27 protein-coding genes are annotated in these 25,226 nt (G+C 63.1%); 8 read left to right on the top strand and 19 right to left on the bottom strand.

Annotation, left to right across the window (positions count from 1 at the left end):
- Positions 1–80 precede the first annotated feature (80 nt).
- On the top strand, positions 81–1,643 hold the full coding sequence (gene nhaC, locus BM079_RS12375; RefSeq protein WP_090134561.1) for a Na+/H+ antiporter NhaC: 1,563 nt from the start codon (positions 81–83) through the stop codon (positions 1,641–1,643).
- Positions 1,644–1,724: 81 nt separating this feature from the next.
- Here nhaC and BM079_RS12370 read toward each other — a convergent pair whose 3' ends face one another.
- The 3 genes from BM079_RS12370 to BM079_RS12360 form a co-directional block, all read right to left on the bottom strand.
- Positions 1,725–2,486: an SDR family NAD(P)-dependent oxidoreductase gene (locus tag BM079_RS12370; RefSeq protein WP_090134558.1), complete on the bottom strand. Its 762-nt coding sequence runs from the start codon at positions 2,484–2,486 to the stop codon at positions 1,725–1,727.
- A 57-nt stretch (positions 2,487–2,543) separates the two neighbouring features.
- Positions 2,544–3,554, bottom strand: coding sequence for a bile acid:sodium symporter family protein (locus tag BM079_RS12365; protein WP_217639689.1), 1,011 nt, complete (start codon positions 3,552–3,554; stop codon positions 2,544–2,546).
- Positions 3,555–3,736: 182 nt separating this feature from the next.
- A complete protein-coding gene (locus BM079_RS12360) occupies positions 3,737–3,967 on the bottom strand; it encodes a DUF3072 domain-containing protein (RefSeq protein ID WP_090134554.1) in 231 nt (76 codons plus the stop codon).
- Positions 3,968–4,214: 247 nt separating this feature from the next.
- Here BM079_RS12360 and BM079_RS12355 point away from each other — a divergent pair, with 247 nt between their 5' ends.
- The 4 genes from BM079_RS12355 to BM079_RS12340 all read left to right on the top strand — a co-directional run bounded on the left by BM079_RS12355 (position 4,215) and on the right by BM079_RS12340 (position 7,267).
- Positions 4,215–4,481, top strand: coding sequence for a hypothetical protein (locus BM079_RS12355; RefSeq protein ID WP_090134551.1), 267 nt, complete (start codon positions 4,215–4,217; stop codon positions 4,479–4,481).
- 168 nt (positions 4,482–4,649) lie between these two features.
- A complete protein-coding gene (locus BM079_RS12350; RefSeq protein WP_245743028.1) occupies positions 4,650–5,477 on the top strand; it encodes a cytochrome b/b6 domain-containing protein in 828 nt (275 codons plus the stop codon).
- On the top strand, positions 5,474–6,286 hold the full coding sequence (locus BM079_RS12345; protein WP_090134546.1) for a molybdopterin-binding protein: 813 nt from the start codon (positions 5,474–5,476) through the stop codon (positions 6,284–6,286). Before BM079_RS12350 ends, BM079_RS12345 begins: the two co-directional genes overlap by 4 nt.
- Before the next feature lie 135 nt (positions 6,287–6,421).
- Positions 6,422–7,267, top strand: coding sequence for a hypothetical protein (locus BM079_RS12340; RefSeq protein WP_090134544.1), 846 nt, complete (start codon positions 6,422–6,424; stop codon positions 7,265–7,267).
- Between the two features lie 49 nt (positions 7,268–7,316).
- On the opposite strand, the gene BM079_RS12335 is transcribed toward BM079_RS12340, so the two are convergent.
- Together BM079_RS12335 and BM079_RS12330 are read right to left on the bottom strand one after the other, a co-directional pair.
- A complete protein-coding gene (locus BM079_RS12335) occupies positions 7,317–7,826 on the bottom strand; it encodes a metallophosphoesterase family protein (protein ID WP_090134542.1) in 510 nt (169 codons plus the stop codon).
- An 87-nt stretch (positions 7,827–7,913) separates the two neighbouring features.
- Positions 7,914–8,282, bottom strand: a complete 369-nt coding sequence (locus tag BM079_RS12330; RefSeq protein WP_090134539.1) for a hypothetical protein — start codon at positions 8,280–8,282, stop codon at positions 7,914–7,916.
- 225 nt (positions 8,283–8,507) lie between these two features.
- On the opposite strand from BM079_RS12330, the gene BM079_RS12325 reads away from it, so the two are divergent.
- Complete coding sequence (locus BM079_RS12325) at positions 8,508–10,046, top strand: peptide MFS transporter (RefSeq protein ID WP_090134537.1); 1,539 nt, start codon at positions 8,508–8,510, stop codon at positions 10,044–10,046.
- Positions 10,043–11,863 carry an aminopeptidase P family protein gene (locus BM079_RS12320; protein WP_090134535.1) on the top strand — a complete coding sequence of 607 codons (1,821 nt, stop codon included), beginning with the start codon at positions 10,043–10,045 and terminating at the stop codon, positions 11,861–11,863. Before BM079_RS12325 ends, BM079_RS12320 begins: the two co-directional genes overlap by 4 nt.
- Before the next feature lie 75 nt (positions 11,864–11,938).
- Here BM079_RS12320 and ilvD read toward each other — a convergent pair whose 3' ends face one another.
- The 3 genes from ilvD to BM079_RS12305 form a co-directional block, all read right to left on the bottom strand.
- On the bottom strand, positions 11,939–13,684 hold the full coding sequence (gene ilvD / locus BM079_RS12315; protein WP_090135001.1) for a dihydroxy-acid dehydratase: 1,746 nt from the start codon (positions 13,682–13,684) through the stop codon (positions 11,939–11,941).
- A 266-nt stretch (positions 13,685–13,950) separates the two neighbouring features.
- Positions 13,951–14,613 (bottom strand): fumarylacetoacetate hydrolase family protein, encoded by a 663-nt coding sequence (locus BM079_RS12310; protein WP_090135000.1) that lies wholly within the window; start codon positions 14,611–14,613, stop codon positions 13,951–13,953.
- Positions 14,614–14,793: 180 nt separating this feature from the next.
- Positions 14,794–15,723, bottom strand: a complete 930-nt coding sequence (locus BM079_RS12305) for a phytanoyl-CoA dioxygenase family protein (protein WP_245743026.1) — start codon at positions 15,721–15,723, stop codon at positions 14,794–14,796.
- Positions 15,724–16,113: 390 nt separating this feature from the next.
- Here BM079_RS12305 and BM079_RS12300 point away from each other — a divergent pair, with 390 nt between their 5' ends.
- Positions 16,114–16,860, top strand: coding sequence for a C40 family peptidase (locus tag BM079_RS12300; protein WP_217639688.1), 747 nt, complete (start codon positions 16,114–16,116; stop codon positions 16,858–16,860).
- Between the two features lie 95 nt (positions 16,861–16,955).
- On the opposite strand, the gene ccmI is transcribed toward BM079_RS12300, so the two are convergent.
- From ccmI to BM079_RS12245, 11 genes are all read right to left on the bottom strand, one after another.
- On the bottom strand, positions 16,956–17,876 hold the full coding sequence (ccmI, locus tag BM079_RS12295; protein WP_090134527.1) for a c-type cytochrome biogenesis protein CcmI: 921 nt from the start codon (positions 17,874–17,876) through the stop codon (positions 16,956–16,958).
- Positions 17,873–18,397 (bottom strand): cytochrome c-type biogenesis protein, encoded by a 525-nt coding sequence (locus BM079_RS12290; protein WP_090134525.1) that lies wholly within the window; start codon positions 18,395–18,397, stop codon positions 17,873–17,875. Before BM079_RS12290 ends, ccmI begins: the two co-directional genes overlap by 4 nt.
- A complete protein-coding gene (locus tag BM079_RS12285; protein WP_090134522.1) occupies positions 18,388–18,915 on the bottom strand; it encodes a DsbE family thiol:disulfide interchange protein in 528 nt (175 codons plus the stop codon). The genes BM079_RS12290 and BM079_RS12285 overlap by 10 nt, the downstream gene beginning before the upstream one ends.
- Complete coding sequence (locus BM079_RS12280; protein WP_090134520.1) at positions 18,912–20,903, bottom strand: heme lyase CcmF/NrfE family subunit; 1,992 nt, start codon at positions 20,901–20,903, stop codon at positions 18,912–18,914. Before BM079_RS12280 ends, BM079_RS12285 begins: the two co-directional genes overlap by 4 nt.
- Before the next feature lie 12 nt (positions 20,904–20,915).
- On the bottom strand, positions 20,916–21,404 hold the full coding sequence (ccmE, locus tag BM079_RS12275) for a cytochrome c maturation protein CcmE (protein WP_090134518.1): 489 nt from the start codon (positions 21,402–21,404) through the stop codon (positions 20,916–20,918).
- Positions 21,401–21,613, bottom strand: a complete 213-nt coding sequence (ccmD, locus tag BM079_RS12270; RefSeq protein ID WP_217639687.1) for a heme exporter protein CcmD — start codon at positions 21,611–21,613, stop codon at positions 21,401–21,403. The genes ccmE and ccmD overlap by 4 nt, the downstream gene beginning before the upstream one ends.
- Positions 21,603–22,352 carry a heme ABC transporter permease gene (locus BM079_RS12265; protein ID WP_090134516.1) on the bottom strand — a complete coding sequence of 250 codons (750 nt, stop codon included), beginning with the start codon at positions 22,350–22,352 and terminating at the stop codon, positions 21,603–21,605. The genes ccmD and BM079_RS12265 overlap by 11 nt, the downstream gene beginning before the upstream one ends.
- Positions 22,353–22,393: 41 nt before the next feature.
- On the bottom strand, positions 22,394–23,104 hold the full coding sequence (gene ccmB / locus BM079_RS12260; protein ID WP_245743024.1) for a heme exporter protein CcmB: 711 nt from the start codon (positions 23,102–23,104) through the stop codon (positions 22,394–22,396).
- On the bottom strand, positions 23,094–23,759 hold the full coding sequence (gene ccmA, locus BM079_RS12255) for a cytochrome c biogenesis heme-transporting ATPase CcmA (RefSeq protein ID WP_090134512.1): 666 nt from the start codon (positions 23,757–23,759) through the stop codon (positions 23,094–23,096). Before ccmA ends, ccmB begins: the two co-directional genes overlap by 11 nt.
- 132 nt (positions 23,760–23,891) lie before the next feature.
- Positions 23,892–24,710: a cytochrome c oxidase assembly protein gene (locus tag BM079_RS12250; RefSeq protein ID WP_245743022.1), complete on the bottom strand. Its 819-nt coding sequence runs from the start codon at positions 24,708–24,710 to the stop codon at positions 23,892–23,894.
- 41 nt (positions 24,711–24,751) lie between these two features.
- Positions 24,752–25,222, bottom strand: a complete 471-nt coding sequence (locus BM079_RS12245; protein WP_090134509.1) for a DUF2243 domain-containing protein — start codon at positions 25,220–25,222, stop codon at positions 24,752–24,754.
- Positions 25,223–25,226 lie beyond the last annotated feature (4 nt).

Genomic DNA, 25,226 nt, shown 5'->3' with positions numbered 1-25,226 from the left:
TAATCCGCGCCCATTGTGATCGCGCCCCCATCGAGGCTTCGGTGGGGGCGTGTTCTGGTCTGGCAGCAACGAGAAAGGCAATGGCTTCTACACCCTCCCCCACGCATCCTGCCGGGACGCCTCGTCCGCCCGGCATGCTGGATGCACTTTTTCCCATCGTCGCCGTGATCATCATGCTGGCCCTGAGCGTGACGCTCTTTGGCGCCGACGCCTCCAGCGGTCCGACCCAGATCGCGCTGATCCTGGGCGCCATGCTGGCCGCCGTGGTGGGCCTGAAAAACGGTCACCAGTGGCAGGCCATCGAGGAAGGCATCAACCGCGGCATTCACCTCTCGCTGGGGGCAATTCTGATTCTGCTGTCGGTGGGCGCCATGATCGGCACCTGGACGATGGGCGGCGTGGTGCCCACGATGATCTACTACGGGCTCGAGATTTTATCGCCCCATTACTTTTACGCTACCGCCTGCCTGCTGTGCGCGCTGGTCTCGGTCTCGGTGGGCAGTTCCTGGACGGTAGCCGGCACCATCGGCATCGGGTTGATCGGCATTGCCAACGGGCTCGGGCTTTCGAGTGCCATCACGGCCGGCGCCATCATTTCCGGCGGCTATTTCGGTGACAAGATGTCGCCGCTCTCTGACACCACCAACCTTGCGCCCGCCTCGGCCGAGGCGGAGCTCTTTGCCCATATTCGCCACATGCTCTGGACCACCACGCCCAGTCTCATTCTGGCGCTGATTCTCTTTCTGGCGCTGGGACTGGGCGGGCCGGAACAGGCAGCCACGCCCGAGCGCATCCTCGATATTCAGCAGACCCTGAGCGATCACTTTACCCTGAGCGGCTGGTTGCTGCTGCCGCTGCTGGCACTGCTGGTGATGGCGTGGAAGCAGATGCCGGCGTTTCCCACCATCTTCATCGGCGCCATGCTGGGGGTGGTGTTTGCCCTGATCTTTCAGCGCGAGGCGATAGTGGGTCTTGCCGACACACCCTCGCTGGGATACGCCATGGCGCTTTTGAAAGGCAGCTGGATTGCGCTCTACGACGGCTACAGCGCCCATACCGGCAATGATGCGATCGATGCGCTTTTGACCAACGGCGGCATGGACAGCATGCTGATCACGGTCTGGCTGATTCTCTCGGCGATGACCTTTGGCGGCGTCATCGAGCGGCTGGGGTTGCTGGAGCGGGCGGTCAGTGGCCTTTTGCGCGTGGCGCGCAGCACCTCATCATTAATCATCTCGACGCTGGCGACCGGACTTGCCACCAACATCATCACCGGCGATCAGTATCTTTCGGTGGTACTGCCCGGGCGCATCTACAAGGCCGAATTTCAGCGTCGCCGGCTCAAGCCGGTCAATCTGTCGCGGGCGCTGGAAGACTCCGGCACGATCACCTCACCGCTGATCCCGTGGAACAGCTGTGGCGCCTACATGGCAGCAACGCTCGGCGTGGCCACGCTGAGTTACGCACCGTTTGCCTTTTTCAATCTGATCAACCTGGGGATAGCCACGCTCTACGCCCTGATCGGCTTTCGGGTGACCCGCATGAGCGATGACGAGGCGCCGGCCCGGGAGGGAGAGCTGCCTACCCTCTCCGACGGGCAGATCATTGATGAACACTACGAATCGAGCACCGGGCGTGCCTGATGCCCATACCTGGCAAGCCCTGATACGACAGCGCCGGTCCAGTGACCGGCGCGTCGCGTTCATGGTGTCATCGCGGTTTGCTTATTCGTCGCGATCCACTGCCATTCCGGCCCAGACCTGACGCACGGGCTGAATCTCAAGGAAGTTGATGTTGAGATGTGCGGGCAGCGTGGCGACGTAGAACATCTGCTCGGCGATGTCCTCGGCCGTCATCGGCGTGGTATTGCCGTAGAGCTGATCGGAGGCCGCCTGATCGCCTTTCGTGCGCACCAGAGTAAATTCGGTCTCGGCCATGCCGGGGGCGATATCGGTCACCCGCACGCCCGTGCCGTGCAGGTCACAGCGCAGGTTATAGCTGAACTGCTCGACAAACGCCTTGGTGGCGCCATAGACGTGGCTGCCCTTGTAGGGCCACTTGCCGGCGGTGGAGCCCACATTGATGATGCTGGTGCCGGCACCGAGCTCGATCAGGGTCGGCAGCAGCGCGTGGGTGACGTTGACCAGCCCCTTCACGTTGGTGTCGATCATGGTGTGCCAGTCCTCCAGCGCCACATCCTGGGCCGGCTCCGGCGCCAAGGCAAGACCGGCGTTATTGAGCAGGACATGGACAGAAGCAAATTCGTCTGGCAGTTCATCCACGGCCTTTTTCACCGCGGCTTCATCGCGCACATCCAGCTCGATGACATGCACGGCCACCTTGCCCGAAAGCTCGCTTTTCAACTCCTCCAGGCGCTCACGACGGCGACCGGTCAGCACCAGCGAAAAACCGGCCTCGGCAAAGCGGCGGGCGGCAGCACGGCCAAATCCTGATGTCGCACCGGTAATGAAAACGCTTTTATTCACGTGCTCTCTCCCTGGATCGATGGTCAGTGATCAAACAGTCTCACATGCGAGCGCCATTCAGGCACTCGAAGACGACGTTCGGGCCTCGGCGATCGCCGCACGGCGCGTGGCATAGCGTCGCGCCAGCATGGCGCACACAAACAGCTGTATCTGGTGAAACAGCATCAAGGGTAGCAGCGCACTGCCGACCTGTGCGGCCGGAAACAGCACGTTGGCCATCGGCACGCCCGAGGCCAGCGTCTTCTTGGAGCCGCAGAAGACGATGGCGACCTCATCCTCTCGGGCAAAGCCCATCAGCCGGCTGACGGTGCGCGTGATCAGCAGTACCACCGCCAGCAGCACGCAGTCCACCACGATCATGGTCGCGATGCTGACCCCGTCGACCTGCTGCCACAACCCGCCGACGATCGCTTCGCTGAAGGCCAGATAGACCACCATCAGAATCGAGCCGCGATCGACGATCGCCAGCGGCGCCTTGTGCTCGCGCACCCACTGCCCGATCCAGGGCTGCAGGAGCTGGCCCAGCAAAAAGGGCGCCAGCAGCTGCATGAGGATATTGCCGATCGCCCCCAGCGACGGGCCGGTACCGGCATCGGCGTTGACGCTGAGCACCAGTCCCAGAAGTATCGGCGTGATGAACATGCCCAGAATGTTGGACGCCGTGGCCGAGCAGATCGCCGCGGCCACGTTACCGCCGCCGATCGAGGTAAAGGCAATCGAGGACTGCACGGTCGAGGGCAGCACGCATAAAAACAGGATACCGGTATAAAGCGCCGGGGACAGCAACGCCGGGGACAGCAGCCCGATGGCCAGTCCCAGCAGCGGAAAGAGCGCAAAGGTGGTCAGAAAGATCACCAGATGCAGACGCCAGTGGGTCATGCCCTGCACGACCGTTCTGGGCGACAGCCGCGCGCCATGCAGGAAAAACAGCAGACCGATGGCGATGGTGGTGGCAATGGAGAACCACTCGGCGTAGCGGCCTGAAATCGGCAGTAGCGAGGCCAGTACGACGGTGCAGACAAGATAGAGAAGGAACTTGTCGATATTGAGACGGGCAAGTAGGGACACGGCGGACTCGAAGCTCATTGTTCTGGATTGTTGAAGGGGCCGGGCCGTTGCCCCGGCCACCCATCAATCATACGCCAGCCCTACGACTTTAGCACGAGCGCGTCAGGGAATCGGGCGGGCACGAAAAAAGCGCCCGCAGGCGCCTTGATGTTTCAAATACCCTTGATGATATGGCAACAGGATCAGTGGTCTTCGCCGCGCCCGGTCCTGTGCTGAAGCTCGTCGATCATTTTAGAGGCATCGGCCTTGCTGAGGTTCTCGTCAAAATCGACGCCGGCTTCCTCGCACAGCGTACGCAGATAGGAGGCCTGCGCACCGGTCATGCTTTCGTCGCCGGTGGCCCAGTCGTTGGGGTCCTTTTCGAGGTTACTGGCCTGATCGTTATGACTCGGGTCTTCCGTGCGATTCGTCATGCGGTTCTCTCCGTGAACGGGCGTGTCGATACTGGATAAAAATATAGACGATTATGCGCGCGGTGCACGCAGGGCCCGCTATCCTTGACCAGTAGCGCGTTGTTCTATGACCAATGGCGAGTTGTCCATGGCACAACGTATGTTATGGCGTACGCTTGCGTAGAATGATTGTATAAGTAATAGCCGTTATTGCCATTGAAGGCGAGTCGGTCTGTAGCACCCAGGACATGTTTCAAGGAGTAGAACCATGGCAGGTATTTCCAGCGATTATCGCAACGTCGTCCGCGAAGGCGGCTATACCCTGATGACCGAGCAGGCGCCGCCGCGCGATACGCCGCTTGAGTGCATCTACATCGATAACGATAGTCAGTCGATTCGTACCACCAACGCTCGCCTGGGCCAGGCGAAAAGCCAGACCTGGTGCGCCGAGTGCGGTGTCACCGAAGCCCTGATCAGCGGCTCGTCCTCGTTTGTGTCATCAATGGCCTGGCGCGCCGGCGACCCGAGCCAATAGTTTTCGAGTGCACCCGCTCAAGCGGGCATCACTGTTGTACAACGCCGCCATTTCAGGCGGCGTTGGTTTTTTCAAGCGGCGTACTACCTCCTGCCCGCCCGCCACGACTGGCTGAACGTGTCGATGTCGACCCATACTGCAGTACGCCACTTCTTCCGGGGTATGGGTATGCCCGAACACACACCTGATCACGGCCGTTCACGCCGGCTGCGTCACCGCCTCCCGGTGCGCGCCTGGCACTGGATCAATCTCTGGTGCATGATCGTCCTGCTGCTCAGCGGCCTGCAGATCTTCAACGCTCATCCGGCGCTGTACTGGGGCAGCGCCTCCCACTTCGACGCGCCCTGGCTCGAGATGTATGCCATGCGCGGCGCGGATGGCAGTGTCCACGGCGTCACCGCCCTGGGTCCGTGGCAGTTCACCACCACCGGCGTTCTGGGCTATTCAGGCGAGAGCGTGCGCGGTTTCCCCGCCTGGGTGACACTGCCGAGCTATCAGTTTCTGAGCATGGGCCGGGTATGGCACTTCTTCTTTGCCTGGCTGTTTGCCATCAGCGGCGCGCTCTTTGCCCTGTATGCCCTGTGGACCGGCCACTTTCGGCGCAACTTCTGGCTGAGCGGACGTGACTGGCGCGGACTGGGCCGGGATATCATCAACCATCTGAAGCTGCGCTTTCATGCCCACTCGGGCAAGTACAACAGCCTGCAGAAGCTGAGCTATCTGAGCGTGGTGTTTGTGGCGCTGCCGCTGATGATCGTGACCGGTCTGTGCATGTCTCCTACCATCAACGCCGCCGCCCCCTGGCTGCTGGATCTGTTCGGCGGACGCCAGAGTGCCCGCTCGATTCACTTCATCACCGCCTTTTCACTGGTGCTGTTTGCCGTGGTCCACGTAGCGATGGTGCTGCTGTCCCATCCGCTGCGCCAGCTGCGCGGCATGATCACCGGACGCGTCCCTCGCCGATCATCATCTTCCGAGCCGGAGTCCCCGTCATGAGTCGTCGCCCGCCGTCGGATATCTCCCTGACTCGCCGTACCCTTACGCGCCGTACCCTTACGCGCCGTACCCTGCTGCAGCGCTCCCTGCTGGGAGCTGCCGCGCTGGGTCTGGCCGGCTGCGACCGGCTGTCCGAAAACGATGCCGTTATCTCGCTGCTCGGCAGCGCCGAGACGCTCAATCTGAAGGCGCAGCGGCTGCTGGCCGGGCGTGAATCACTGGCGGTCGAATACCCGGCCTCGATGATCTCGCCGGTCTTTCGCCCCAACGGCACGGTAGATCCACAGACCGCACTGTATCGAAATCTGGCCGCCAACGATTTTGCCGACTGGCGCCTCACGGTCGGCGGCCTGGTCAATACCCCACTGGCGCTTTCGCTGGACACGCTCCGATCGATGCCGGCACGCACCCAGATTACCCGCCATGACTGCGTGGAGGGCTGGAGCGCCATCGGCCAGTGGTCCGGTCCGGTACTGGGCGACATTCTGGAACAGGCCGGTGTCCGACCCTCGGCGCGCTATGTGGTCTTTCACTGCATGGATCAGCTCGATGGCGAGCACAACTATTACGAAAGCATCGACATGGTCGCGGCCTTTCATCCGCAGACCCTGCTGGCGCACTCGCTCAACGGAGAACCGCTGCCGGTGGGCAACGGCGCGCCGCTGCGCCTGCGGGTGGAGCGACAGCTCGGCTACAAGATGGCCAAGTATCTCAAGGGCATCACACTGGTGGCGCATTTTGATGATATCCAAGGCGGCAAGGGTGGCTACTGGGAGGATCGCGGTTACACCTGGTATGCGGGCATCTAGCCCGAGCGCCTGATGCTTTGGTCGTGTCTTTTTCTCTCCTGTTTGACAAAAGCTGATGCCAGGCTGAACTGAAGGACACACGGGACGCCGGCGTTACGATGCCGACCCGCCTTTCATCCGACATGGAGGTTATGCATGAATCTGTTCAACATCGCCCGCCCCACCCTGCTGGCCTCGGCCGTTGCGCTGGCGGGTGCCCTCTCGGCAGGCACGGCCCTGGCAAACGATCAACAAGGCAAGGCGCCCGAGCACCTGCGCGGCACCATCACCGCCGTCAGCGATCATGGCTTCAGCGTCGAATCGACCGGCGACGGCCAGACCCATGAGGTGCGCCTGAGTGATGACACCCGCCTGGCCGGCGTCACGCCCTCGAGCCTTGATGCGATCAAGGAAGGCACCTTCATCGGCACCGCCAACGCGCCGGGTGAAAACGGCCAGCCCTCCAGAGCGCTGGAAGTGGTCGTCTTTCCGGAATCCATGAAGGGCACCGGTGAGGGCGACTATCCGTGGGATACCCCGCGCGGCCATGACCAGAGCGGTTCGTCAGGCGGGAAGATGGGTGGGTCTGGTGGTGGCTCGACCATGACCAACGGCACCGTCAGCCAGGCCGACAGCGGTAAAATGGGCGGCGCCGGCGGTGGTTCCACCATGACCAATGGCACCGTCAACCAGGCCGACAGCGGTAAAATGGGCGGCGCCGGCGGTGGCTCCACCATGACCAATGGCACCGTCAGCCAGGCCGACAACGATACAACAGCCGGCAGCGGCGACCAGGGCATGATGACGCTGACCGTGGATTACGGTGACGGCCAAAAGCAGATCATGGTGCCTCGGGATGTGCCGGTGGTGGCCGTTCAGAAAGCCACCATGGACGATATCAAGAAAGGCGAAGCCGTCTTTGTGGGCGGTGATCTGTCTGCCTCGCCCGTGCAGGCGAAAATTGTGATCGTTGGGCTCGACGGTACCGTTCCGCCGATGTAACGCGATTCGCTCATACGACCGATCCCTGATGCCCGGCGAGCGCCGGGCATCAGCTCGCCAGCACGAAATGCATCACGCCGCTGCACAGCCGGTGCTCGCCGGCACCCAGCCTGCCGGCAGTGATCGGAAGTCTGAAACGACGCTTGCCGGCACTGCCCGGATTGAAATAAAGCCGCCTGTCCCCCGATTCTTTCTCGACCCACTGCTGGCGCGGCTTGTGGGAGTGCCCGTGCAGCACGGCGTCACACATCGTATCCGGGTTGAAGTCGGCAATATCGTGCACCAGATGCAGTCGCCAGCCGTTGACCACGATATCGCGACGCATCGGCAGCGCCTCGCACCACGTTTCCCGATCGATATTGCCACGTACCGCGATCAGGGGGGCTCGCTCGGCCAGTCGCTCGAGAATGGCCGGGTCACCGACATCGCCCAGATGCAGGATCAGCGCACAGCCCTCGACCGCCCTGAGCGCCTCATCGCGCAGCAGACCGTGCGTATCACTGATCACGCCGACGGGCGTGTCGATGGTAAAGGCAGTGTCCTCACACAGTGACAGCATCACGTGCTCTCCGGCATATGCTCTCCTGACAGCAGAAAGGCCCCGAACAGGGCCTTTTTGACATGACTGACTCCAGCATCAACTGGGTCAGCGCGTGGAGCCTGCCGGTGTCCCGGCCTTCTGATACTCCTCATAGGTCACGTTGCCCTGCTCATCCACGTTGCAGCTGACATTGTAGATGGTCGTACCGTGGCCCAGCATATTGATGTGAAGCAGCAGCTCCTCGCCCTCTTCGTAATCCCCGGCGTTTTGCTGATCCATCAGCAGCTGGGAACTTTCAAAGGTATCGCCGTCCTTGCTGTTCATGGCCGCTTCGTGGCATTTGTTGACCAGCTCGCGGTCAGCCTGGGGCACATCGGCAGACTCTTCCACCGATCCTGCCTGCGCCACCTGCCCCAGACCGCTCATCGCCAGCACCATCGCGCCGGCACACCAGAATCCCTTGTGTACGTTCATGACTCATCCCTGAAAAGTTGATTCAGATAAAGTATAGGAAAGCGCGGCGCGACTTACCCAATCCTGTTTGTCACGCGCCTGAAAAAGCGATATGCCCGCCGCGGTGCCATAGGGTGATCACAACGGGGAATTGCACCCCTTGTCGCCGGCTCGTATGGTGCACGACGTTAATCACCGGCACCCTCTGCCTTTCCGGTCTTGTGCCTTATCTGCTGGATATCGTTTATGGCAACTTCCTCCGATCGCGGTTTCTTCGGCCATCCCCGTCCGCTGGGACCGCTCTTTTTCACCGAAATGTGGGAACGCTTTTCGTTTTACGGCATTCGCCCGCTGCTGGTGCTCTACATGGCGGCAGCGCTGGCCGACGGCGGGCTGGGCATTCCCCGCGAAACTGCAGCTGCCATCGTGGGCATCTTCGGCGGCATGATCTATCTAAGCACGCTGCCGGGCGGCTGGCTGGCCGACAACTGGTTGGGCCAGCGCCGCGCAGTCTGGTACGGCTCGGTTCTGATCGCGCTGGGCCATCTGTCCATCGCGCTGTCGGCGCTGTGGGGCGCGCCCATGTTTTATATCGGGCTGATTCTGCTCGTGCTGGGCTCGGGGATTTTCAAGACCTGTATCTCGGTCATGGTCGGCACCCTTTATGAAGAGGGCGACGCCCGCCGCGACGGCGGCTTCTCGATTTTCTACATGGGGATCAATCTTGGTGCCGTCATTGCCCCGCTTATCACGGGTCTTGCCATGGAAAGCGGCGGCTGGCACTGGGGCTTTGGCGCCGGCGGCCTCGGCATGCTGATCGCGCTGATCATTTTCCGCCTCACGGCCATTCCGGCCATGAAGCGCTTTGACCGGGAGCACGGACGCCAGTCGAGCTGGGACGCGCCCGTCAATCAGCGCCGCCATGTCGGCACCGGCGTCACGGTATGTCTGCTGCTGGTTGCCCTGCTCACTGCGCTCGGCCTGACCGGTGTGATTACCTTCAACCCGGTCGCCATCGCCACCACCATGAGCTATGTGGTGGGGCTGTGTGTGCTGGGCTGGTTCCTCTATCTGATGTTTTTCAACGGCCTCAATCGCCACGAGCAGGCCCGTGTCGTGGTCTGTCTGATCCTGTTCATGGCAGCGGCGCTGTTCTGGGCCTCGTTCGAGCAACAGCCCACCTCCTATAATCTGTTTGCTTCGGATTACACCAATCGTCAGGTACTGGGCTTCGAGATTCCGGTGCTCTGGTTTCAGTCGCTCAATCCGCTGTTCATCATCGTGCTGGCACCGCTGTTTGGCTGGCTGTGGCCGGCCATGGCACGACGCGGCTTCGAACCGTCAAGCGTTGCCAAGTTCAGCGCCGGGCTCGTGTTTGCGGCCGCAGGCTTTGGCCTGATGATGATGGCCGCCTGGCAGGTGATCGGCGGCGCCGAACTGGTCTCGCCATTATGGGTGGTCGCGAGCCTGTTGCTGCTGACGCTGGGTGAGCTCTGCCTGAGCCCGGTAGGGCTGTCGACCATGACCGAATTGGCACCGATGTCCATGCGCGGCCAGATCATGGGCATCTGGTTTGCCGCCACGGCGCTGGGCAACCTGATCGCCGGGCTGATCGGCGGCCATGTCAGCCCCGAACATGTCACCCAGTTACCCGAACTTTTCGGGCGCTGCGCACTGGCGCTGCTGATCGGGGCGGTCATACTCATGGTATTGATCAGCCCCATCCGCCGGCTGCTGGCCCACCATCACCAGAGTGACACCGCCCCTTCGGAGACGCCGCAATGACCCATGCCATCGACACCCCGGACCAGCGCGTTCATGCCCTGCGACAGATCATGACGCAGCGCAATCTCGATGCCTGGCTGGTGCCCTCCTCCGACCCGCATCTGTCGGAGTATCTGCCCGGTCACTGGCAGGGACGCGAATGGCTGACCGGCTTCACCGGCTCGGTGGGCACGCTGCTGGTCACCCATGACTTTGCAGGGCTTTGGGTCGACAGTCGCTACTGGGTGCAGGCCGAGCAGGAGCTCAGGGGCAGCGGCATCGAGATGATGAAGGTCGATCAGGGCCAGCAGATTCTGGCGCCGGTCGATTGGCTCGACGTTAACTACCCCGGACCCACGACGCTTGGGCTTGATGGTACAGTGCTGCCGCTGGCGGCCTATCGCGCCTTCAAAGCCCGTCTGGGAGAGCGCGTGACGATCAAAAGCGATCGGGATCTGCTCGAGGAGATATGGGTCGATCGCCCTGCTCTGCCCCAGGAAACGATAACGGCCCATGACGAAGCCTTTGTCGACCAGACGCGTGCCGAGCGCCTGACCCGGCTCTATCAGGCCATGAATGAGGCCAACGCTGACACGCACCTGATCTCGACGCTGGATGACATTGCCTGGCTGTTCAATCTGCGCGGCAGCGACGTGGACTACAACCCGGTGTTTCTGGCCCATGCGCTGGTGGATGCCCACCATACCCGGCTCTTTATCGACCAGGACAAGGTATCGGACGCCCTTCACGAGACACTGGCCGACGACGGCGTCGTGCTGCATGACTATGCCGACATCCGCGATCATCTGGCTCGTCTACCCGAGGCCACGCGGCTTCTGATCGACCCGGCCCGGGTCACGCTCGCGCTGATTCAGGCCCTGCCGGCACACATCACGCGGGTGGAATCCTTTCAGCCGACCACGCTTGCCAAGGCGTGCAAGAGCGCGTCAGAGATCGATCACGTCCGTGCCGCCATGGCCCGCGACGGCGCCGCGCTGTGTCGTTTCCTGTGCTGGCTCGATATGACGCTGGCCAGCGGCGATGCCCTTGATGAGCTGACCATCGACGCGCGTCTGACCGCCGAGCGCACGCGGGAGAAGCACTTCATCTCGCGCAGCTTTCCCACCATTGCCGGTTTCAACGCCAATGGCGCCCTGCCGCATTACCGCGCCACCGAGGCGGCGCACTCAAATATCGAAGGTCAGGGATTGCTGCTGATCGACTCCGGTGCCCAGTATCTGGACGGCACCACCGATATCACCCGGGTCATTCCGGTCGGCGAGCCGACAGCGGCCCAGAAGGCCGACTACACCCGTGTGCTCAAGGGCATGATGGCGCTATCGCGCACCCGCTTCCCGGAAGGCATCGAAGCACCGCGACTGGATGCCATCGCCCGGGCACCGCTGTGGGCAGCCGGCCTCGATTACGGCCACGGCACCGGCCACGGGGTGGGCTATTGCCTCAACGTGCATGAAGGCCCACAGGTCATCTCGCGCGGGGCGATGCCCACACCCCAGACCGCCATGCGTGAGGGCATGATCACCTCGATCGAGCCGGGGCTCTATCGCCCGAACCAGTGGGGCATTCGCATCGAAAATCTGGTCGCCAATCGCCGAGTAACCGACGGCACAGGGATTGATGCTGAGGCGTTTCTCGAATTTGAAACGCTCACCCTGTGTCCTATCGATCCCCGCCTGATCGAGCGCTCACTGCTGCGTGATGACGAGATCGCCTGGCTGGATGACTATCACCGCACAGTGTTCGAGCGTCTGGCCCCCACGCTTGATGACGACACCCGCACCTGGCTGGAAGAGAAAACGCAGCCGCTGGCGCGCTGACAAGCTTAAACCGCCGATACACCAAAAACGCCCCGGCATGGCCGGGGCGTTTTTTTGATGGCGACAGCCGATCAATCAGGCCGGATCGTCGGTGGCGTCCGGCAGATCGGTGATGGCGCCAAGGGATGCCGAGCTGACCGTGCGGGCGTACTTGGCCATCGCGCCGCGGGTGTAACGCGGTTTCGGACGCTGCCAGGCCTCGCGACGGCGCGTCATTTCGGCCTCGTCAATGTGCAGGGTCATGACGTCGTTTTCGGCATCAATGGTGATCTGATCACCGTCTTCTACCAGCGCGATCGGCCCGCCGTTGAAGGCTTCCGGCGTGATGTGGCCCACCACGAAACCGTGGCTGCCGCCGGAGAAGCGGCCGTCGGTGATCAGCGCCACCTTGTCGCCCAGACCACGGCCCATGATGGCCGACGTCGGCGTCAGCATTTCGCGCATGCCCGGACCACCGCGCGGCCCTTCATAGCGAATCACCAGCACGTCACCGGCGACCACGGTCAGGTCATTGATACGCGCCTGGGCTTCCTCTTCGGAATTGAACACGCGCGCCTTGCCGGTAAAACGGGTGCCCTCCTTGCCGGTGATCTTGGCGACCGAGCCTTCCGGCGCCAGGTTGCCGTAGAGCACCCGCAGGTGGCTGGAGGCCTTCACCGGGTTGTCCAGCGGCTTGATGATCTCCTGGCCGTCCGGATAGGGCGCGACGTCGGCCAGGTTCTCGGCCAGCGTCTCGCCGGTGACGGTCAGGCAATCGCCGTGCAGCAGCCCGGCATCGAGCAGGGTCTTCATCAGCGGCTGGATACCGCCGATGGCGACCAGCTCGCTCATCATATAGTGACCGCTGGGGCGCAGGTCCGCGACGACCGGGACACGCTTGCCGATTTCAGTGAAGTCATCCAGCGTCAGTTCCACACCGATGGTGTTGGCGATCGCCATCAGGTGCAGCACGGCATTGGTAGAGCCGCCCAGGCTGATGACCACGGTGATGGCGTTTTCAAACGCCTTGCGGGTCATGATGTCAGACGGTTTGATGTCGAGCTCGAGCAGCTTGAGCACGGCAGCGCCGGCTTCGCGGCTGTCGTCCTGCTTGGTCTGCGACACGGCATTCTGCGCCGAGGAATTCGGCAGGCTCATGCCCAGCGCCTCGATGGCAGAAGCCATGGTGTTGGCGGTGTACATGCCGCCACAGGAGCCGGGGCCGGGAATCGCGGTCTCTTCGATGCGTTTGACGTCGATAAGATCCATGTTGCCCTGGGAGTGGGCGCCCATCGCCTCGAACACCGAGACGAGGTCGGTGTGGCCCTCGCCCGGCAGGATGGTGCCGCCATAAACGAAGATCGACGGCCGATCGAGGCGCGCCAGTCCCATCATGCAGCCGGGCATGTTCTTGTCGCAGCCACCGATGGCGACCACGCCGTCAAAGCCCTCGCAGCCGGCGACGGTCTCGATGGAGTCGGCGATCACCTCGCGCGAGATCATCGAGTACTTCATGCCCTCGGTGCCGTTGGCGATGCCGTCACTGATGGTGATGGTGTTGAACACCACGCCCTTGCCGCCGGCAGCGTCGGCGCCGTCGCTGGCCGCATCGGCCAGCACGTTGATGTGGCTGTTGCAGGGGGTGACGCGACTCCAGGTCGAGGCGATCCCGACCTGGGGTTTGGTGAAATCCTCGTCGCTGAAGCCGACCGCACGCAGCATGGCGCGGCTGGCGGCCTTGCCGGGGCCGTCGACCACGGGGGAAGAGTGACGACGGGTGTGACTGCGGTCATTGGCAAGCGGTGCGGTGGAGGGGCTATCCGGCCGGTCTTCCTGGCTCATGATCTGATCACTTTTGATGGTAATGAATACGAACAGGTCGCCGGGCGCGTCAGGGGCGCGACCCGGGACCAACGAAAGCGCTGTCGATAACGATCGCTCGGCGGCGATGCCGCACGGTCAGGGAAATATGAACATCGACAGAAAAGCATCGCCCCGCCGTTCCCGGATCCTCGGGAGCGGGCGACACTGGTTGCGCGGATAGCGCGGCCGGGTGTCAGGCCCGGCACAGGGTATCGAGTATACGCCCAGCCCGCTTCAGCATGAAATCAGCTGCGGGCAGCGATTTCGATATGGCCGTCCAGGGTCAGCACCAGACGCGCGCCCTCGGGCAATGCACCGACCCCTTCGGGCGTGCCGGTCAGGATCACATCCCCGGGCTCGAGCGTAAACGAGTGCGACATGTCCGCCACAAGCTCGGCCGCCTTGAACAGCATCAGCGCGGTGTGTCCCGTCTGACGGCGCTCGCCGTCGATGGTCAGGGTAAAGCGCAGATCGTCCAGATTCATCTGCGTGGCATCAAAGGGCACGAACTCGCTCAGCGGACAGGCGCCGTCAAAGCCCTTGGCCCGCTCCCAGGGATGGCCCTTGTCCTTGAGTCTTGACTGAACGTCGCGCAGGGTCAGATCCAGCGCCAGCCCGACACCTGCAATGGCCTCCAGCACCTTCTCCGGTCGTACCCGGCACAGTCGCCGCTGGATCAAAAGGGCCACCTCGATTTCAAAATGCACCTCGCCCAGATGGCGTGGCACCTTTATGCGCTCGCGCATGGGTGTGGCGCTGGTGGCCGGCTTGATGAACAGAAGCGGCGCGGTGGGCACATCGTTGTTGAGCTCGCGAGCGTGGGCGGCATAGTTGCGCCCGACACAGACAATCTTGCCCAGAGGCGCATCGAACGTGCGCCCATCGGTGAAACCGGGCTGGAAGGCCATGGTCTGTTCCTCTTGAAGATCCATGCGTCTTTATTGATGCAATGTACGCTTTATCACGGCCATCACGAAACTATTGCCATAAAAAAACGGCAGGGCGTGATCAATGCCCTGCCGCCTGCGGGTCCTGTCTGCCCTCTGGTGTCACGGGGCGGAGCACGGACCAGACCGTCCCGGGCAGATCTACAGGGTCAGATCGCGCCAGCGACCGTCCGGCGTATGGGCCAGAAAGTCGGGTCGATGATGTCTGGCACCAAACGGCGTATCGAGGACGTTATCGCGCTGATTGAACACGAAAAAGATGTTGCTGCGCGCATCCGGTGACATGTTGGCGTTGGAACCGTGCAGCGTATTGCAGTCAAACAGCAGCAGGCCCCCGGCGCGACCCTTGGGGGCCTCGATGCCATGCTCGGCCACCAGTTCGGCCAGCGCTTCGCGCCCCGGTACGCCCGCTTCCTGCTTTTTCAGCGAACGCTTGTAATTGTCCGCCGGCGTCTCACCGATACACGGCACAAACTTCTCGTGCGAGCCCGGAATCAGCATCAGGGGGCCGTTGAACTCGTGATTGTCGGTCAGCACGATCGAGGCGCTGACGGCATTCATGCGCGGCATGCCGTCCTCGGCGTGCCAGGTCTCGAAATCGGAGTGCCAGTCAAAGCCCTTGCCTTCAAAACCGGGCTTGTAGTTGATGCGCCCCTGCATGACGTAGACGTCTTCCCCGATGAGCTGTTCGACACTTTTGACCAGCTTCGGGGACTGCGCCAGTTGTCCGAACCTTTCCGAGAGAAAATGCATGGCAAAGACCGAGCGAATGTCGTTGCTGCTCGGCTCGGTGATGGTGAAGTCCTGATCACGGTAGTCGTCACGCTCGAGCAGAGCCTCAAGCTCGCGCTGATAGCCTTCAAGCTCGGTGTCGTCGAGAAAGTTCGGAATGAACACGAAGCCCTTGCGCCGAAACGCTTCACGCTGATCCAACGTCAATGGCCCTTCCTCCGGCCCGCGCAGAATATTTTCCTGACGCGGCAGCCAGGGTCGCTCCGGCGCTGTCGCCAGGCGCGTAGGGTACGGGTCTTCCATAAGTGTATGGTGACGCTGCGCATTGACAGCTGACATGTGACCTCCTTGATCAATACAACACGACGGCATCCTGCCTGACGTCACCCCCTCTCAATGCGGGGTATCCGGCGCTTTTCGCGCCCGTGGATCACTGCTCCGGGTATTGAAACGTCGGCAGTTTCTGACCATCGCCTGAACCTTTCAGAAACGCTCGATGCCACCGCAGTCGTTGGCCATCGAGGCCACCACGGGAACATGGGGCCTGCGGGGCTTCCATAACCCAGGTTACCCCGGCGACGGCAGGCGCAAGACCCCGATGCGCGTATCGATCATGTTACGAACCCCGGACTCAATGTTATCAATGTCGCTGCCGTGATCCCTGACAGCGTCTTTTTGATCAAGCCGCGGTCGACCTTCCGACACGACATCGATTTCATGAGCCCCGACATGCCTTCTCAAAGCGCAACTCGTTACGCCCTGAACCAGCTGTTTGCCGGTCTGCTGGTCACGACGCTACTGGCCACCGCCCTGCCCTGGACGGCCGACCAGGCCAGCGCCCGTCAGTTGATCCAGCCGGAGCACGGCACCGCCAGCGAGCTGCGGGCCAAGCGCAAGCGCGAGCAGGCGCGCGCCGAAAGACTTGGTATCTCCGAGCAGCAGCGCAAACGCGCCGTGGCGCAGGGGCGTTCGCTGCTGCCCGAGGGCGTGGCACCGGGTGTGGATAACTTCAACTACAAGAAGTACGCCTTCAACGGCGAGACCGACCGCCCGGGAGAGCTGGCGATGGCCCGCGCCATGGACACCGTGACCGACCAGCTCGGCCGGCCCTATCTGTGGGGCGGCACCACGCCCCAGGCCGGTTTCGACTGCAGCGGGCTGATCTATTACGCCTTTCGTGATCTGCTCTCCGGTGAGTTGCCGCGCACCGCCAACGGCATGTATCACTGGTCGCAGGCCACCCCGGTGACGACGGATTCCCTCAGGCGCGGTGACCTGGTCTTTTTCCGCATCAAGGCCGCCAGCGCCGCCGACCACGTCGGCGTCTATCTGGGCGATGGAAGGTTCATCCAGGCACCGCGCACCGGCGAGAACATCCGCATCAGCTCGCTGGCCGGCGACTACTGGCAGCGTCATTACCTGGGCGCACGCCGCCTTCTGACCGGCGACACCGTGCGCCAGCTCGCCTCGCGCTGATACCCGACCCTGGTGCTTGTTTCAGGCCAGACGCTTCTTTCCTGCCTGCGATCCGATAACGATGCGCGCCGAGCACAGGTTGATACCGGCCCGGATCAGCGCTGGCCGCCCTGCTCGTTGCGAGCCTCGCTGTCCTGCTCGACCGGCGCGCCGTCGGCCGTCGGGCCCATGCGCGCTCGGGCGGCAGCCATGGCCTGGCGCAGCGCCTGCTGACTGCCCTCGCTGTCGCTGCCGGCAATCGCGATGCGCCAGTGGTCGATCGCCCCCTGATAGTTGCCGTCACTGAAGTCGGCAAAACCCAGAAGCCCATGAACCGTGGGCTGACGCGGGTCATCGGCCAGCACCTCATCGGCCAGCGCCTGAATCTCATCGTTCATCTGCCGGTCGTTTTCGACAAAGCGAATCTGGGCAAGCTCGGAGACCAGCGACGGCTCGCGCCCCTTGAGCTCGATCAGCCGGGTCAGGGCGTGGTCCGCCCTGTCGTACTGCTGGCTGTCGCGATACAGCGGATAGAGCGAGGCCCAGACGTTGGGGTTGTCCGGCTGGCGCTGCGCCTCCTGCTCGAAACGGGCGATGAACTGCTGCGGCTGGCCGCCGTTTTGCTCGACCTGCTCGCGGGCCTGATAGAGCGACAGGTCATTCAGACTGCCCTCGCGGTAGTAGGCATACAGCGAGCCAAAACCCACGACCACCACCACGATGATCGTCAGCCAGAGGCCACTGTAGGTCGATTTCAGCCCCTTCGGCGCCCGGGCATCGGTATCGGCGAGCAGGTCGCGCTCCAGCTCGAGCTGTCGCGTGTCATAACGCGCCTGATCGATCTCGCCGCGGGCAAGCTCCTCATCCAGGGCCGCCAGCCGCTCGCGAAAGACGGTGACGTTGTCACGCGTCTCGTCACCACGCGTCTCCAGCGCTGACTGTGCCGCGCGCAGGCCCCGGCTGCGCCACAGCGGCAACAGCAAAAACACAATGGCCACACTCAAAAGCAGGGCCAGGCCCACCCATAACGCCGTCATTGATCACTCCTGTCCTGATTATCGAGGCGGTCATGGCGTGACAGCAGCGTCTCGAGCCGCTGTCGCTCGTTCTCATCCAGCGCCGGCGCCTGCTCGCCGCGACGCGAGCGAATCACCGCGGCGATGGCCAGAAGCCCCAGCAACACGACAACGCCAGGACCGGCCCAGAGGGCCACGGTGCGCCACTCAAGGGGCGGGCGATACAGCACGTAGTCCCCGAAGCGCTCGGCCATGGCATCGCGAATATCGTCGTCGCTGTCGCCTCGCCTCAGGGCGCGATCCACGTAGCGGCGCATGTCCCCGGCAATCGGCGAGCCGGAATCACCGATCGCCTGGTTCTGACACTTGGGACAGCGCAGCGTTTCGGTCAGCGCGTCATAGCGCGACTGCAGGGCGGGGTCGTCAAAGTGATGCAGATCATCGGCGCAGACAACGCCGGCCAGCACCACCAGCACGGTGGCGACCAGCGCCAGCATCAGCGCCCTGGGGGGCGCTACCCGTCCTCGCGCAATTACTGCCATCGCTGGATCTCCGGCATGATCACGTCATCAATATCCTCGGGCTTGATATAGCCCGTATGGTGATAGCGAATGTTGCCGTTGGCGTCGACAATAAAGGACTCGGGCGCACCATAGACGCCCAGATCAAAGCCCAGTGAGCCTTCCGGATCAAAGATATTGAGCGCGAAAGGGTTGCCGAACTCATCAAGAAAGCGCTGCCCATTGTCGCGGGTGTCCTTGTAGTCCACCCCGACCAGATGCACGCCGCGCTCGGCCAGTGCCAGCAGCTGGGGCATCTCGCGCTTGCAGGTCGGGCACCATTCGCCCCAGACGTTGACCAGCGTCACCTGTCCTTTCAGCAATGAGGCATCCACTGCCTTGTCGGAGTCTTCCAGCGTGGTCAGCGAAAAGGCCGGGAAGAGCTTTTCCAGCAGCGCCGACTCGCGGCTTGACGGGTCGCGCCCCAGCCCCTGCCAGAGCAGCACCGCCAGCACCGCGAAGATCAGAAGCGGCACGAACAGCCAGTAGCGTTTTTTCATGACCGGGCCTCCAGGTTCTGTCGGGTTCGATTGCGATGGCGGATTCGGCTGCGGTGTCGGTAGCGCTTGTCGCAGACGGCCAGCACGCCACCCGCGGCCATCAACAACGCGCCCAGCCACAGCCATCGAACAAAGGGTTTGACCTGAATGCGCATCGCCCAGGACTCGCCATCCTCGAGCGGCTCGCCCATGGCCACATACAGATCGCGGGTCATCCCGTGATCCAGCGCGGTCTCGGTCATGGCCTGACGGCGAACGTCGAAAAAGCGCTTCTCCGGATGCAGCAACGTGACCAGCCGATCCCCCTGCGTGACCCGGATGGTGGCGCGGTCGCTGACGTAGTTGGGCCCGCGCGTCTCGTTGAGCTGGGTCATGGTAAAGCGGTAGCCACCCACCTCGACCGTGTGCCCAAGGCTCATGCGAACGTTATCGGCATGATCGTAATTGGAGACCATCGTCACCCCGACGATGGTCACCGCCATGCCGATATGGCCCAGCACCATGCCGTAGTGGCTGCGCGAGAGCCTGGCCGGCCCGCGCAGACCGAAGCGACGCATCAGCGTCAACGGCTCGCGAGCCAGCGGCACCACGATCCACGCCGCTATCAGCAGGCCCAGGCTGACCGGCAGTGACCAGGCGCCGTCATAAAGCCAGGGCATCGCCAGGGCGATGGCCAGCGAGACGATCGCGCTCAGCCACAGCCGTTTGATCAGCTCGCGCGTGGCCATCTGCTTCCAGCGTGTGACCGGCCCGACCCCCATGAAAAGTCCCAGCGCCACCGTCAGCGGCACGATCAGCGCGTTGAAATAGGGCGGGCCCACCGAGATCCTGCCCAGATCCAGACTGTCGAGAATCAGCGGATAGAGCGTGCCCAGCAGTACCGTCACCATCATCACCAGCAGCAGGATGTTGTTGAGCAGCAGCATCGCATCGCGGGAGCGCCAGCCAAAGCCCAGCGGGCTTTTGACCCGGGGCGCCCGGAAGGCATAAAGGGTCAGCGAAGCGCCCACCGTCAGCCCCAGCAGGATAAGGATGAAGGTGCCGCGGGAAGGATCATTGGCGAAGGCATGCACCGAGGTCAGCACGCCCGAGCGCACCAGAAAGGTCCCCAGCAGCGACAGCGAGAAGGTGACAATCGCCAGCAGGATCGTCCAGCTCTTGAAGCCGCCGCGCTTTTCGGTCACCGCCAGCGAGTGCATCAACGCCGTGCCGGCAAGCCAGGGCATCAGTGAGGCGTTCTCGACCGGGTCCCAGAACCACCAGCCCCCCCAGCCCAGCTCGTAGTAGGCCCACCAGCTGCCCAGCGCAATGCCCACACTCAGAAAGGCCCAGGCCAGATTGGTCCAGGGGCGCGCCCAGCGCGTCCAGGCCGCATCCAGACGCCCGCCCATCAGCGCGGCAAGCGCAAAGGCAAAGGCGACCGAAAAGCCGACATAGCCCATGTAGAGCATCGGCGGATGAATGATCAGTCCCGGGTCCTGCAGCAGCGGATTGAGATCGGCACCGTCCGCCGGCGGCACCGGCAGGAGGCGCTCGAACGGGCTCGAGGTCGCCAGGATAAACAGCAGAAAGCCAGCGTTGATCATGCCCAGCACCGCGAGCACGCGGGCCAGCATGTCGCGCGGCAGATGGCGCGAAAAGATACTGACCGCCAGCCCCCAGAAGGCCAGCAGCATCGACCACAGCAGCACCGAACCTTCATGACCGCCCCATACCGCGCTCAGGCGGTAATACCAGGGCAGCCGTGAATTGGCGTTGTCGGCAATGTAGGCCACGCTGAAGTCTTTGAACAAAAACCCCAGCGCCAGGCAGACAAAGGCGATCAACAGGAAAAGCGCCTGCCCCCAGGCCATGGGGACTGCGTAGCTCATCCACAGCGGGCGACGGGTCAGGCTGCCGGCCAGCGGTACCACCGCCTGCACCAGCGCCATGGCCAGCGCCAGCATCATGGCGTAGAGCCCGATTTCGGGAAGGGTCTGAATCAGCATGACGTTCTCGTCTCAAAGCGTCTTCGAGGCACGACTATCCGCCACCGCGGCGGTCTCGGAGGGGATCGCCCTGCGGGCCTCGGCGGCCTTGAGCGCCCCGTCCACTTCCGGCGGCATGTAGTTTTCATCGTGTTTGGCCAGCACTTCACTGGCCTGGAGCCAGCCGCGCTCATCGAGCGTGCCGACAATGACCACGCCCTGCCCTTCCCGAAAGAGATCCGGCAGGATGCCGCGATAGTGCACCGGCACGTCCGCTTCAAAGTCGGTCACGGTAAAGGTCACATCCAGTGTGTCCTGGTCGCGATGAACACTGTCATTGCGCACCACGCCCCCGGCGCGCAGCGACCGCCCCTGGGGCGCCTCGCCGCTGCTGATCTGCGTGGGCGAGTAGAAAAGGTTCATGTTGGCGCGCAGCGCGTAGAGGGTCAGGCCGACGGCCACACCTGCCAGGGCCACCAGCACGAGGAGGATGATCAGCCGCTGTCGACGGTGCGCTTTCATGACACTTCCTCGTCAGCAGCGGCGGTGCGCCCCGGGCGCCGGGCCTCGCGGCGCTCGAGTGCGGCCACGTGACGAAGCAGCCGACGCTGCTCCACAACGCTTGCCAGGGCAAACGCCACCAGGCTGCCCAGCACCACGGCAAAGGCCGGCCAGACATAGACGGCGTAGCCGTTCATCGCCCAGAAATCGGCCAGCGAATCAAAGGCCATTGCGTCCTCCCTGCGCCAGTGCGCGCACCCAGCGGGCGCTTGGCTGGCGTCTGATGATCTCGTTGCGAGTGCGGGCGATCGTCACGGCGGCAAAGAGCAGATAGAACCCGAGCACCATGAGCAGCAGCGGCAGCCACATGCTCGCCGGCATGGCCGGCTTTTCGGTGATGCTGAAGGTGGCGCCCTGATGCAGCGTGTTCCACCACACCACCGAGTACTTGATGATCGGCAGGTTGATCACCCCCACCAGGGTGAGAATGGCCGCCGCCCGGGCGCCGCCATCGCGGGAGGCAAAGGCGCCGCGCAGGGCCATGATGCCCAGATAGATGAACAGCATCAGCAGCATCGAGGTCAGTCGCGCGTCCCACACCCACCAGGTGCCCCAGGTGGGCACGCCCCAGAGGGCACCGGAAAACAGTGCGCTGAAGGTCATCGCCGCGCCGAAGGGCGCCGCGGCGCCGGCGGCCATGTCGGCCAGCTTGATGCGCCAGACCAGAAAGATCACGCTGCACACGGCCATCATGGCAAAACACGACTGAGCCAGAATGGCCGCCGGCACGTGCACGTAAATAATTCGAAAACTGTCGCCCTGCTGATAGTCGGGCGGCGCGAAGGCCAGCCCCCAGACGCTTCCGGCAATGATCAGCAGGGCGCCGCTCCCCCAGAGAAACGGCAGCCAGCGCCCGCTCATGGTGTAGAACCATTTGGGGGAGCCGAGTTTATGAATGATGGGCCACATGGTTATCGGTCAACGTTGTTCAGGTCGGTATCGAGGAGGAATCAGCCATCCAGCGAGAGTTTCAGGGCCGCGCCCGCCGCCCAGGGCGCCGCCAGCAGTGACAGAGCGAGCATGGCGCCCATCAGTGCCAGCCAGGGTGTGAGCACTGCGCCCTCAATGGCCAGACGCACCGTGCCGGCCCCGAAGATCAGCACTGGCGTGTACAGCGGCAGGATCAGAAGCGACAGCAGCACGCCGCCACGTCGAAGCCCTACGGTCAGGGCCGCGCCGATGGCGCCGATCAGGCTCAGGGTGGCCGAGCCCAGCAGCAGCGTGATCATCAAAACGCCCATGCTGTGACCGGGCAGCGACAGCATGATCGCCAGCAGCGGCGAGATCAGTGCCAGCGGCAGGCCGGTGGTCAGCCAGTGCGCCACGATCTTGGCCAGCACCAGCACGCCGGCCGGCTGCGGCGCCAGCAGAAGCTGCTCGAGCGTGCCGTCATCAAAGTCGTCACGAAACAGCCCGTCCAGCGACAAAAGCACCGCCAAAAGCGCCGACACCCATAAAAGCCCCGGCGCGATGCTGGCCAGCAGCGTACTGTCGGGCGCCAGTCCCAGCGGAAAGAGCGTGACCACCAGCGCAAAGAAGATCAGCGGATTGGCCAGCTCGCTGCGACGTCGAAAACGCAGTCGGCAGTCGCGGGCCAGCGTGGCGGCAAACCCCTGCCAAAGCCCCGGCAGGCGCCCGGCAGCGGTGCGTTCATCGCTCAATGTGAACGCCCCCATGACCATCAAACCGCAGATTCTTAAGAACATCTGAAGAAGGGAAAAGTTCCCCGCTGTCGTGGTGCGAGGTCACAATCACACTGCCACCCGCCTGGCAGTGCGTCATCATCCAGGTTTCCAGCTGGCGCACGCCCTCACGGTCGATGGCGGTGAAAGGCTCATCAAGAACCCAGAGGCTCTGGTGCCCCAGCGCCAGTCTTGCCAGCGCCACGCGGCGCTGCTGACCGGCAGAAAGATGCGCCACCGGGGTATCTTCAAAACCTGCCAGCCCGACCGCTTCAAGCGCCTGAAAACAGGTGTCACGACGGGTTCGAGCGCGTCCTTTTGTCGCGCGCATGGCCTGATACCAGTCGAGGTTTTCAAGCGGCGTGAGCGCCTTTTTGACCCCGGGACGATGGCCGATATAAAGCATCGAGGCCATGAAGGTCTCGCGACAGTGGGAAAGTGGTTCGCCATGCCACAGCAATGTCCCGGTGTAATCCGCCATCTGACCGGAAAGAATGCGCAGCAGCGTGGTCTTGCCCGCCCCGTTGGGCCCTTCAACGCGCCACAGTTCGCCCGGGCCGATCTGCCAGTCAAGATCATGAAAAAGCCAGCGCTCATCGCGCTCGCAGCCAAGCTTTCGGGTGTCGAGTTGCAAGACGGGGCCCGCACGGTAACGTCACGACCACACACGCAGTGTCAGGCTGGCGTGCAGTTCATGGAGGGGGTAAGGAAACTGCGGCGCAGTTTACGCCTTTTTACGGCTATCATCGACCCGCTGTGGCACAGATCATGTCGCGCTCATGTGCACAGTACTGCCATCGGGAGCCATCAGGCGCCGCCGGCGCCGCAGCCAGACCAGCATGAGCGCGGCAACCAGCACCGCCTCGGACAGATCGCCCCAGTAGTACATCCACATGGCCGCCTGCTGAAGCTCTTCGATATCGGCACCGGTCCCGCGTGGCCAGCCAAACGCATATAGAAGCTTGCCAAGCGTTGCATGCGCAGCCATCGCCACACACAGCACCGCCATGCGCGTGCGCCAGCGCGGGCGGTGCGGCGCCGGGTCGGGACCGGCAATCGACCAGGTAAAAAGCGTTCCCGAGATCACAAAGTGAAGATGCAGCAGACTGGAAAGCCAGGGCGTTGCCATGCTCATGACGTAGAGCGGCGTCATGTAGAGCAGATACATGCCGCCGATGTCGAGCATCGCGGCGGTGACGGGGTGGGTCAGTACGCGCACCGGCCGGGTGCCGAGAAAGCGCACCAGCGCTCGACCGCCGCCGGCAGGCAGGTTACGCAGCAGTAGCGTCATGGGCGCGGCAAACACCAGACCGAGCGGGGCAAACATGCCCAGCAGCAGATGCACCACCATGTGCATCCGCACATCCTGATGGGCGGCGTGCATGAGCGCGGGCACAAACGCCACGGCAAGCGTGAGACAGCCGGCGGTGAACAAAAGCGTACGCCACCAGGGCCAGGGCTTTTGCCGGCGCGTGCGCCATACACCACCGAGATAGCTCAGCCATAACAGCGCAACCAGGCCGAACGCGACCGCAGAGGTCGCGCCCATGGCCATGGGGTCATGCAGGCTCGAATGATGGATCACGGCTTTTTTCCAGACGCTTGCTGCTGTTCTTTTTCAAAGCCTTACTGCTGGCTGGTGGCCTGCCCTTGCCGGGCACGCTGTAAAAGCTTCCAGCCGATGGCCAGCATGATCAGCCCCGCACCGATCCAGGCGATGTCATAGAGCCAGACATGCTCGACGTAGCGCACCTGATGCAGACCCAGAATCTTGTGGTCGACAATGCCGTCAAAGGTCTGAAAGCCGCCCATGCCGAGCAGAAAGCCCGGGCCGCGATAGCCGGGCGCCTGGGCACGACGCCCATGCAGCTCGATCATCAAAAAGGCGCCCACTACCAGAAACACCAGCTCCATGGTATGCAATATGCCATCGGAGGCCAGCGCCAGCGCTGTGGAGCCGGTATCAACGAAATGGTGCCAGGCCAGCAGCTGGTGGAAGATGATCTCGTCGATGGCCGCCATGAAGCCGATGCCCAGCAGGATGGCGGCGATCATGGTGCGGCGGATATCCGGGGCAACGGGGGACTGTACGGCCATGGCG

Origin of the sequence: Kushneria avicenniae (assembly GCF_900112585.1) — a bacterium.
Lineage (GTDB): Bacteria > Pseudomonadota > Gammaproteobacteria > Pseudomonadales > Halomonadaceae > Kushneria > Kushneria avicenniae.
The sequence above is the reverse complement of the archived record's forward strand: the minus strand, read 5'-3'. Positions and strand labels throughout refer to the sequence as shown.